The following is a 12,170-nucleotide window of genomic DNA, read 5'->3' as shown; positions in this document are numbered from 1 at the left end:
TTGTAAGGAAAACCGTAAAGGCAAATAAAATACATATTAATTTTTTTTATCAATATTTACCCTAAATTGTATCTTGATTTCAAATTTGGCTATTCGAAATGAGTGGAATATTTGTAAATTTGAAAAAAAGATAACCAACCTTCAAATTGTCTCTCATATCTTTTTTAAGGTTATAAATACTCTATGATTACAACAGTTTATATTCCGAAAAAATCTCTCGAACACCTTTTCGACCATACTGAAATAGGCACCTTATTGCAGCTAGGTGGTTATAATGACTACATTTTTTTAGAGGATGAGAATTCAATTATTTTATCAGAAATACGACAAAATGTAAGTTTTATTCAAAATTTTTATGGCAAAGACATTGATTTAGTATCAGCAATTGTTGGAAAAAACGGAGCTGGGAAAAGTTCGATTATGAGACAATTCAATTATCCAATTGATCAATTGTCGCAAGGATCATTGTTTGTATGGGAGGGAATTATCAATGGTAGAGTAATCACAAAAATTATTAATCAGACAAAAAAAGAAATCGTTGCACCAGAAAATATTGAAGTTGTAACAAATTGGGACTTTTTAAATATACTATATTATTCTCCTATAATAGATTTTGAACTGAAATCAGCAAGATCTCCAGTGAATCCATCATCTAAATTTGATTCTTCACTTCAGCAATATTACTTGAAATCCTTACACCAGCAAGGGTTATTGATGGGAAGTAGCCTGATACCAAAAATTATTGAGTCTTATCCAGATTTTCCTAATTATAAAGTTCTAACGCTGAGCGCACATAATTTTACTAAAGATTACTTTATGGAAACTTATGTTTTATCAAATTTTGGAAATCCTAATAGAGGAGATACTCTGGTTCATGAGTTAAACCGTACAATACAAACGCTTGAAACCATTCCGGAGGAAACTATTACAAGAAGAAAAGAAGATGTTATTAATGAGTATAAAGACTATTTAAGATATCTAAAAGCAGATAGCTTTACAGAAAAACTAAAACAGATTTGGGACATCCCAGAGTATCTACCACAGGATCAATTCAATAAAATCCATGATCAGAAGAATATAATTAAAGATGTTGAAGTCCTTATCTTGAGCTATTTGCAGGCGGGGGCTGTTTTTGTACAAAATGGTTTGGGAGCACCCTACAATTTTGATGATTTTTTAAAAGCAGAGAATTTCGAACAACGTTTAGATCAGCTTTTGACGCAGTATATTATTCAAAAGAGTGATTTACTACATGATATTTTCATAAGTAACTTTGGTAGAGTCTCTTTACAAAATAGTGATGAAATAATCAAAATTATTAAGGAGGATAAGTTTCATAGTTTTGGAAGTGTTGAATTTGCACCAGTAAAAAGGGGGATTATCAAAAATGTAGAAGATTTTACGAAAATAAAAAAGTTTTATTCTTTTATGACTGCTCTATACACAGAAGGGGAATCAATATCATTTGATTTTGAAAAAGAATATAAGACATTTTCCGATTTTAATGAGCTTTATAAAGAAATAATCACTATTCTTAGCCGTTATAATCGTGGGAATGAGGCTGTTTTGTTTGATTTTAGTCCGGATAAAAAATTATCAAACGGCGAAAAAGTACTTTTAGACCTATTTTCTTCATTTTATTCTTATGTGATAGAAAATAAACGACATAAGCAAATTTGTAAAGAACATTTAGTGCTACTTTTAGATGAGCCTGAATTAGGATATCATCCATTGTGGAAGAAAAAATTTGTTCTAGCTATCACAACTGTGTTACCCATTTTATTTTCAGAATTAAAACCATTAAAATATAATGCAGCACTGAAAAATTGGGAAAGTACGGGAAAGGATGCTCCATCTTTACAAATAATTTTTTCAACTCACGATCCCTTAACACTTTCGGATGTATTATTTGAAAATGTGATTTTTTTGGATAAAGCAGAAGATCAGAAAACAATAATATCTACAAGTAAAAAGAGAACGTTTGGGGCTAATGTTTCTGATTTATTTGCGGATTCATTCTTTATTAGTGATGGTCTGATTGGAGAATTTTCAGACAGTAAAATAAATAAAACCATCGATTGGCTTAGAGATGAGAATGATAAGGCTGACCAAGAGCTTCATAGAATTCTTATTGAGAAAATAGATGAGCCAATTATTCAACGTAAGCTTGCTCAGATGTATTCTGAAAAAATGAAAACTGATCTAGCAAAAAAACTATTACAAATTGAGTTGGAAGAAATCCAAAATAGGTTGAATAAAATGTAAGTGTATGATATATTTTGATTTGTCTTCAAGAGCCGACATTATCCAAGAGCATCGTGATAGTTTAAAACCTTATTTATTACGTAAGATAAGAGAAAGTAATTTGAACAGATTGTTGAAAGATTTTATTGAAAGCAAACTTGAAGATATACTTGTCTCTAAGCCAGAAGATCTAAAAAATATAAATGATTTGCTTTTAGGGCACAGAGCATATAAAAATTCGCTGAAGCCTAAAATAAAAAAAATCTTTAACTATAAATATTTTACGGCTAAAGGAAATAATAGATATGATGCTTATGCTTTAGCTGCTAAACTTCAAATTCGTACCTGCCTTTATTGCAATAGAAATTATACGCTGACAGTAGATAAGGGTTCGGGAAAGGATGATAAATTCATAAGACCCGAATTCGATCATTTTTTTGATCAAGATGATTATCCGCTACTTGCCTTGTCTGTTTATAATCTAATTCCGAGTTGTAAAACTTGTAACAGTACTTTAAAACACACAGCTAAGTTTAAGTTATCAGAAAATATTCATCCCTATGTTGATGATGTTATTTCTGACTATAAATATCAATATTTGCCATATACCGTTAGTGCAATATTAGGAGGCTCTGCTCATCTTGGAGTTAAATTAATGCCGACCAGTACTGATGCAATTTTAAATCAAAGGATAGAAAACTCTTGCGAAATATTTAGGTTGAACGAAATCTTTAGTGCGCACTCCGAAGAATTAAAAGATATGTTTGATATTCGTCATCGTTTCTCACAAAGATATCTAATTGAATTAGTGGGAAAATATGAAAAATTGGATTTTGATTATGACGACATTTATCGAATTGTATTTGGTACCTATTCTAAAGAGGCTGACTTTAGCAAACGACCATTTAGTAAAGTTAAAAAAGACATTTTAATTGAATTAGGTATTTTGTAGATACTTTTTGTTTTAAAATTAGCTATTAAAAAAGCATTTACAGATTATTTCAAAATGCAATTCTTCTTTTCCGCTCATCAGCCAATTCTTTAAGGATTTGTTGTCTTTCATGTTTATAATCAAACTTCTCGTCAATTAATGAAACATATTTGGATTTTGTAAAGTACCAATCAATCGTTCTTCCATTTCTTTCCACCAAAAAATCTCCTGGAACATACTGTGCCACCGAATGAAAAATTAATACAACCACAACTGAATAAGCTTTTTCTATAATGTCATTTAGTTCTTTCAGCTCTTGAGTACCTTCAAATCCAATAGTTCTGCCAATACTATTTCTGCTCAATCTTTCCATTAACTGATGAGAACTCGCATGAGTGTATTTTGATAAAAATCCGTAAAGCTTCTTAGTTTCCGTTTTGAAATCTTCACTAAAATCATCAAGATAGTGAAATTCTAATGTATTTATTTGATTAATATTGGAGGAGTTTAATAATTTTTCATATTCTTTAACCTGTTCAACAAATGTATCTTTATTAGAGTTTTTCACAATGAAACAACTTTTAATAGCAACTTCAATTAAGTATCTTAACTCTCTTAAACAGGTATTTGAGATCCCATCTTTTGCCAAAGAACTGATGGAAACAATGCTTTGAGAGATATCGTCAATCATTCTTAAGAAAAAATTTTTTTCCTGACTTATTCCATCTCTGACAGAATTGAGATAGCAGAACATTAAGCATTGTATTACTGAACTTCGCATTATGCAGAGCTTGTCTAATTCAATTTTGTAGTCTTCCGAGTCAAGCTCTTCATTTAATTCTTCTTTTGTCATGGATTTTATTTTATAATATATCTAAATAAAGTCTCTCATTTTCTAACTAGCTAATATTTTTATTGTTGAGACTATTTCTCAAGAAGAAAGTATCGAAATACAACTATTCTTCCAAGAGACTTATCAAATTTTAAAAGTCATTCAAATGTATAATTTTATAAGAATTTGTTGAATTGTACAAATCATCTCTATTCATGCGGTCTTTAACATTAATTTTTTGTTTTATAACAAATGATAGAGTTAAGTTTTTCTTTTTCAAGAAACTCCTTAAATATTTTCGATCTATAATTAAATAACTATTATAAGGAGTTGGTGTACCATAGCGGCTAGCATCTTTAAAATTTACTAGAAAATCGTTAAATGATGCTATCTCATTTTGGTCCTTTGTAAATGTAAGTATACCTGAGCTGTAATCAAGCCGTGTTTCTTGATCGAAAATAGGAGATAGCAATACTATATTATCTTTCATTCGATAGTATTGCCACATATTATTAGCTAATGTCCTTATTTCGCTAATCAGTGATACATATTGATTTGATTGGTTATTTTGATGAAATCTCAATTTTCCATCTAAGGTTCCGTAATTATGAAAATGTGCATTAGCAGGATACCAAAAACCACTCATTGTTATATGTTTGTATAATTGCTCTGCCTCCATTTGCAATGAATTGGTTTTGGGAGTTGCAAAGGCAAAGGCTTTTAGTTGGCAATATACATTTGAATCATAATGATTGTCACCATGTGAAAAATTACCATTAAAAAAAAGCGGAATAGAATCATTATCTTTCTGTAGAAATTCTATTAAAATTGTTTTATAATCATCAATATCGTCAATTGTTCTAAAATCTTTAATTCTTAATTGAGGCCACCAAGATGGACATTGTGTAAATTTTATTTTCCACAAGGAATAATCAATCGGTAAATTTTTGATAGTGTAATGCCATAGATCATTGGAATCAATCAAGTTATAATTATAGAGAAAATCAACCAATTTCATAAATGTCGATTTTAAAATGTCTCCAAACACAGTTGTTCTACCAGTAATGATATTATACTGACTGTTCGAGTAATCTTCATCTTTGCTTTTATCATATGTTAAATCAAAGTCTTGGCAATATTCTTCATAGGAAGTACACCAAACGTTCCATACATTAATAAAATTTCCAGCCTTTTGTTGAAGAGAATCTAGATAATCTATATAACATAAAGGAAGATTTCGCCCTACAAGGTGCTGGAAGTCTTCTCTATTTAGTTCTGTTTTTGCTGAAGTAGTGTAAAAATATAATGGATTAGTAATATTTAGTTTTAATTTTAAGGTTTCAGCAATGTTTTGCATGAGTAAATCTGTTGCTAGACATCGCACAGAAAGTAAATTGTTTAATATATTTTGATTTAAAAATTTAAATGTGAGAGAGTTTATGTTTTGTAAGGACTTAATTAGGATTAATAATCCTTCACAAGCTCTATTTTCAAGAGATTGTACTAAAAGATAGTCGAAAAATATCTCATGATATTGCCCATCAAAATCATTTTCCAATATATCTGCTATTGCTTCAGCTGCGCTAGCCTTGGTAACTGGATTAATCCACATTAGGCGAGATAACAAAATTTCAAAAGGCGTTATCTCTGCTGGACTGAGGAAAAAGTCTGGGACGGGTAATTCTACGTTTGGAAATATTTCAGGTAAAAGATTGAGGTAAGAATTTGTTATATTCTCAGCTTTTGAAATATCCCCACAGTCAACATAAAATTGTGTACTTTTGGGAATGGGAACATTATAATTTTTTTCTTTGCCATAATGTAAGCCTGTATTTTTTACACTTTCGGAATAAAACTCCTGTTCTCGCCCCGGATAGTCTTTTAATACATTTTTCCATCTTTTTTGAGATTCTTTCATACGACGCATATAGGTAGGAGACCATCCACTGCCATTAGACTGTGCCCAACATATACAGTTGAATGCAAATTCTTTATCATATTTGTAAGCAATAGGATAGATAGCGTCCAATAATTCGGCAGATATATTTGAAAATCTATTGTTAAATATTTCCCTTAACACTTTTATTATTTGATATTCTTCCTGTGGAAAGGCTGTTAATCTAGTGTTAAGCCAACTATTCAGAAATGATGACTCAGAATATGTAATACGACCATTGATGAAATTCATTTTTACTACAAGATATTCTTTAAGCTCCTCTGGCTTAATATGACTGTGGTCCTTGTTTGTTTTACTTACAAGTTTCTCTTGTTTTAATTGTTTATGAGTAGCTGTATTTATTCCAAACTTACTTGTCAAATTATTTATTATGTCTTTTATTGATGGATCACTTTTCTGCAATTCATTCAAGGTTTCCAAGTTATTGACTGCGGTCTTAACAATGGCTTTAGAAACGGGATCATCAAAATTCAACGTATGTAATATATCATCAAAAGTACTTTCTACTCTATCATATTCTCTGATAGAAAGATTGTACATATAAATGTTGTAAAGCATTTTAGGATCCACTTTGGCTAAGAGTTTACAAAATACAGTTATGAAATGCCTGGTTTCATCTCCGTCTGTTAACTTTTCAATGTGGTGTATGTACGGAAAAATTTTTAATAAAAAGTCTTTACTTTTATTTGATGCTGCATTAATACAAACTTCGATACTTTCCAAAATATCATGAAGAAGCATATATTTATGGTGTGAATAGGCCAGAATATTAGCTGTGGCTCTCTCAAGAAGTGGTCTTATTAATTCGTTATTGTCAGATGTAGTTGCTAAAATTGCTAAATCTGTTATATAGTCGCATTTTTCAGTAAATGGAATAATTTCATTTTGTATTTGTTGTAATTCAGTTGTAATAAATTGCTGAACTGCAATTTTGTTCGGTTTTATCCGTTTAGAATTAATAAGGGTAAACAGGGATGCTTTATTGTACCATTTATTATTTTTCAAGTAATTTAATTCTTGATATTGTAATTCATGATTATGGTTATTCTTTTTATTAATTATATAAGACATCCAAAGAACAAAATCTATGATATACGGTATCCCAATTCTTCTATATTCGTAGATATCATAATTTTTGGGAAATTTCAATATATCTAATTCTTCAATAGGACTTAAAATATGTTGAATATCTATAATGCTCTTATTCTTTGCCTTATCAGATAATAATTTTGCAACACTTAAAATGGCAATATACATTTCAGATACCCAGATTTTGTTTGGATCATTATCCATAATTTCTATATTGGGCAACTCACCTAAATCCATATAGGCATTAATAAAAGCTCCTAATAAATTATGTTTGAGTAAGTCTAATATTGGTTCTGATTCACTAGAGTGATATTGCACTTTTATGGGAAAAGAGTCTAAAGGTATTAGTTCAACCATGTTACCATTTGTGTAACCAAAAAGGCTCTTGTAGAATAATTGTAAGAGTGTTTCTTTTGGAAGCAGAGTATCAATATGATGTGCCCATGTTGCAGTTACATTCTGTAAATCATAAGCTATTAGTACCTCAGATAATGCCTCCCTTTCTTCTTCAAGTAATTGAGTTTTCAAAATTTCCTCAACATGACTAATTGGTTGTTGAAGTTGTTCAAATAGCTTTTCTAAGTAAAATTTAAAAAAGTGCGCTGCATGCTTATCGCCTCGGAATTGTTTGATAAATTTGAAAATTCTTTTAGTTGGAATATCATAATTGATAACTATTTGAATCCAGGACTTTGCGATTTCATTAATTTCGTGATTAGCTTCAATAAATAATTCATTAATTCGATCTATAGCTTCTTCAGGAATAACACTTGTTACTCCTTTATTCTTGAGCGCAATGACAATCTCTGCTAGTTGATAATGTGTTAAAATACTAAAATCAGGATATTGTAGATTAATGGTTCTATTTGTTTTAAAAGATATGGCCCATATATTACCAAGTGTTTTATCCAAATTATAGTATCTATTACTAAATAGATTTTCAACAATTGAGAAGTATATAAGTTTATCCAATTGATTTGTTTCAAAAGCAGCTTTTGTTGCTAAATACAAAATATTTTCAATAATAGTTTCACTATGACAGTCAAGATATTGGTTGACAATCCAAGAGTTATCAATAGACAATAACATATCTGGATTTCCTAAATAGTATTCGACTTTTGGCAGTTCAGACCAGCAAAGTGGATATTGGGACTTTTCTTTTAACCAATTTTGTAGAATTCTATATAATAATATTTTTTGTTCATTGAGCTCTGGTTGCTTATGAATGAATACAAGGAAACTATTGTGATAAACTGATATGCCAGATAGCTCAAATCGGAATAAATGACGAATTTGGGCAAAACTGTCTGTAATCTCATAAGGGTATTGACAAAAATTAGATGCTAGAGAAATTAGTTGTTCTTCTTGCAACTTAAAATCTAGGCTTGTTAACGCAAATGAAATAGTCTTTGCTAACGAAGAAAGCTGTTGCCATAGGCTCTTATAATAATCTTCAATTTCAGTATTATAATGAGGGATACGGTCTAAATCGAATTCCGAAATACCTTTCTTTAAATTTTTTATTTCGGTCAAAACATACCTTAGGTGTAGAGGGTTACCTTTAGTAATCTGTGATAATTTTGAAATGATTGTCTCAAAATGAGTACCATATGCTTTGTGGTCTTTAGGAAAAGCTTTAATAGCTATCTTTTTTATACTCTCTCTTTTTAGTCCTTTGATTTCAATCCATTGCTTACGAGGTGAATATTGATTAATAATATTAGGAAAACAGTTTGTCGCCATTTCTTGTGTTCCTAAAATTAACCAATACCCCTTTTGAGGATATAGAACTTCATTTAGAAATTCTATAAGTTGACTTTGGCTATTTCCTTCTCGAATTACATGATCTAATCCATCAATAATTAGAATAAATGATTTATTTTCATTTCTGCAGTAATCTGCAATTTGGTCTATAAACTCCTTTAGTTGAGTAAACGCAGTATTTTGTTCACCTAACGATTTAATTACGGTATTTTTCTGTTTTTTAAATTCAGCTTTTAAGCCTTCAATTACACGTTCCGAGTTTAATCGATCAGCATATGAATTGTCCTTCGGGTTTAAGTGATAATGGTGACGAAATACAAGTGTATTCTCTTTCTTAAGTAATGTATATAATTTAGATAAGTAAGTGCTTTTTCCACTACCAGGTTTTCCTATAAATACCTTAATCCCACCGTCTATACTGGTTAGGTCCTTTAGAATATCTTGATGAGTATTTTTGTTGAAGAACTCAAAGTCTGTAGGAATTTCAAAGTTTTGATTTAAGGGTCTGGGATTATCCCACGATAGATGTAATCTTATATCACTTAAAGTAAATGTTTTCGGATGCTTTTCAGCTCCTTCATTCGCTATAAAAAGCAGAAGACTATCAACTCCGGCTTTAGTAACCTTTAATTGTTTGTATAAAATTTCTCGAAGAGTTTCTTCCAGATCTTTTTTATTTGGTTGATTAAATTGAAAGCAAAACACTCTAAAGAATATATTAATTAAGTTTAGATCATAAATTGATTTCAGATTGTCAAGAAATTCTGGATTGACATCTAAAATTTTATAAGGATTCAAATATCCATTTTGCAGGCATTGTTCAATTTCAGGGGCAATATTTCCATTAGTTATAAGACTACAAAAAATATTTGGTTCTTTTAGTGCGAAGTATGATTTCATCCATTTGGATAGCCCTTTATTAAATAATTGGTTAAAATCCCACAAATCAGTTTCTGGGTTCTGTTTATGCTTGATTTGGTAGTATTCGATTCCTCCGTCTTTCCTTTGTGCAACAATGTCATCAATCGCAAAATGCATAATTTCAATATCTTCCGGCTTATACTGAATCCGAATACTTTCGTATAGTTTTGGGTCTAATAACCAATCTACACATAATTTTAAGGTAAATAAATCTTCATATTTATATCCGCTTCTTATAGAGCTGTTGGGATTTATTTTCATTACTAGGGAATTGACTTTTTTAAATTGGAATTTTATGTTTCGAATTATCCAAGATAAGAATTTAATCTAAATGTCAGAAAAGGGAATCCGTAAGATTTCATTACGGGCTTTATAAAGTTGTTGTAAGTATTCGGGTAGTGATTACTTTATTTTTTTATTTTGAAAATCTAAGTTTTTTAAAATTGTTTTCTCTTATAACTTATGTTTAGTTACTTCTTTCTGTTGCATTATAGATTTGAGTGAAGCTTTATGGATTCTATTATGGGAAACAGTAGTTATTCGATAGAAATTTAGTTTATTTTTAGCACGAAAATTAAATAAAGGATCAACTGTAAGTACTAATTTATTAACTTAGTGCATACTAATACCATATAACTGTTAATGATTGAGAAGAATATTAAAGATGATTTTTTAGATTTATTTTATAATGACTTGTGCAATGAAGCGCTTGAAAATAATAATACATTAAATCTTTTTACTTTAAAGGTCAAAAATAACGCATTTAGCTATGACGAGCTTATAAATGAACTTGGAAACAAACTTTGTTATTTTGCTCTCTCTCTCGTAAGCAAGTTGATGAGTTAAAACAAGCAGATAAATTCAATGATCTTGTAAAAAAGGCAAAAGCTAAACTGAAACATCATGCTGATAACGAGGGTGAACTTGGCGAAATTTTATTATACTGTTTATGTATGTCTTCAAAAGAAAATGGACTTTCTCTTAGGGAGTGTTTGTTAGTTTAAAGTTATAATAAAAGTTGATTTCCATAAAATTTTTCTGAGCTTTGAGGCTCAAAAATTTTCCAGAACAACTTTTTTAGCGTTTTACTTTTTCTTTAAAGTAATTCCGTTTTCTGAGTTGCAGTGTTTTCTCTTTTATTTTCCTGCGCTCCCGGAGTATTTCATCGCTTCTTCCAAAATATACATCAGCAGGAGTTAGATTTTGCAGAGACTCATGATACCGCTGATTATTATAACGGTTTACAAATTCCTCCAGTGCTTTTTCCAATTCTTCAGGGCTGTAATAAAAATGAAGTTTTACCACATTTTTCATCGTTCTGTGGTACCGCTCGATCTTTCCCTGGGTCTGCGGATGAGCAGGTTTTCCATGAAGTTGATTGATTTGATACTTTTTCTGCAGATACTCTTTCAATTCAGAAGCTACGTAGCAGGAGCCATTATCAGATAAAAGTTTAGGAACCTGTCCTTTTTTAAGCCCTGACTTTATTACAGCTGAATCTACCGTTCTTTTTACATCATTCACTTTCATGTTTCTACAGAGCTCCCAATGAACAATATAACGGCTGTAATCATCCAGAACGGTACTTAGATAGTACCAGCCCCAACCGATAATCTTAAAATAAGTGAAATCTGTTTGCCACATCTCATGTACAAAATTGGTTTTATCTTTAAATTCATCAGCAGCTGAGAGCAGGATATGAGAAGGAGCGGTAATCAGACCCCGCTTTTTCAAAATTCTGTACACACTTGATTCTGAAATAAAAATACCCTGCTCATCGGTAATTTTGTAAGCCAGTTCTCGGCTGGAAAGTCCGGGATGCTCCAATGCGATCTCGACCACAAGGTTTTTTTGTTTCTCAGGAATGCTGTTCCATTGTTTTCTGTTAAAAGAAGGGGAGGAAAAAAATCCTTCATATCCTTTTTTCAGATACAGATTGTACCAATTGTAAAAGGTGCTCTTATGGATGCCGAGTTCCCTCAAAGTCTTATTAACACCTATTTCACTGCGCGTAACGAGTTCTATGAGCTCTAATTTTTCACCGGCGGATAACCTCATATATCTTCTATATTTCTGGGTTGGTCCAGCATGTCCAAGCTTTTTTTTACAATATCATACCGTAAAACGAGATCTGCAACCATTTCTTTTAGCTTCTTGTTTTCTTCTCGAAGCTGGCTGACTTCATCAGAAGTAGCCTCACGAACTACATCACCAGAAAGACGTTTCTTACCGGCCTCAAGAAATTCTTTGTTCCATTTGTAAAATGTGGATTCCTGAATGCCATGCTTACGGCAGAGCTCTGCTACAGAAGTTTCTGCACGAAGGGCTTCCATTACAATGAGGATCTTTTGCTCGGCAGTGAAGATTCTTCTGGTTTTTCTCCTGATCTCTTTAATGTAGGTTTCAGGAGTTGGTTTTTTCCTGGTGTTCAT

The 12,170-nt window shown here is 31.0% G+C and carries 5 protein-coding genes and 1 pseudogene; 3 read left to right on the top strand and 3 right to left on the bottom strand.

Annotated features, from left to right (window positions below; all coding sequences use genetic code 11):
• The first annotated feature begins 183 nt into the window (after window positions 1-183).
• Both M2372_RS01430 and M2372_RS01425 read left to right on the top strand, forming a co-directional pair.
• Window positions 184-2,265 carry an ABC transporter ATP-binding protein gene (locus tag M2372_RS01430; protein ID WP_123318681.1) on the top strand — a complete coding sequence of 694 codons (2,082 nt, stop codon included), beginning with the start codon at window positions 184-186 and terminating at the stop codon, window positions 2,263-2,265.
• 4 nt (window positions 2,266-2,269) lie between these two features.
• Window positions 2,270-3,196, top strand: coding sequence for a hypothetical protein (locus M2372_RS01425; protein WP_123318682.1), 927 nt, complete (start codon window positions 2,270-2,272; stop codon window positions 3,194-3,196).
• A gap of 49 nt (window positions 3,197-3,245) precedes the next feature.
• Here M2372_RS01425 and M2372_RS01420 read toward each other — a convergent pair whose 3' ends face one another.
• Window positions 3,246-4,028 (bottom strand): hypothetical protein, encoded by a 783-nt coding sequence (locus tag M2372_RS01420; protein WP_148060731.1) that lies wholly within the window; start codon window positions 4,026-4,028, stop codon window positions 3,246-3,248.
• Between the two features lie 130 nt (window positions 4,029-4,158).
• Window positions 4,159-9,999, bottom strand: a complete 5,841-nt coding sequence (locus tag M2372_RS01415) for an ATP-binding protein (RefSeq protein ID WP_123318684.1) — start codon at window positions 9,997-9,999, stop codon at window positions 4,159-4,161.
• 542 nt (window positions 10,000-10,541) lie between these two features.
• Here M2372_RS01415 and M2372_RS25570 point away from each other — a divergent pair.
• Window positions 10,542-10,742, top strand: coding sequence for a Hachiman antiphage defense system protein HamA (locus M2372_RS25570; RefSeq protein ID WP_123318685.1), 201 nt, complete (start codon window positions 10,542-10,544; stop codon window positions 10,740-10,742).
• Window positions 10,743-10,815: 73 nt separating this feature from the next.
• Here M2372_RS25570 and M2372_RS01410 read toward each other — a convergent pair.
• Window positions 10,816-12,170: pseudogene (locus tag M2372_RS01410) on the bottom strand (IS3 family transposase).

Origin of the sequence: Chryseobacterium sp. BIGb0232 (genome assembly GCF_024810195.1) — a bacterium.
GTDB classification, from domain to species: Bacteria; Bacteroidota; Bacteroidia; order Flavobacteriales; family Weeksellaceae; genus Chryseobacterium; species Chryseobacterium pennae.
This window is presented reverse-complemented; position numbering and strand designations above follow the sequence as displayed.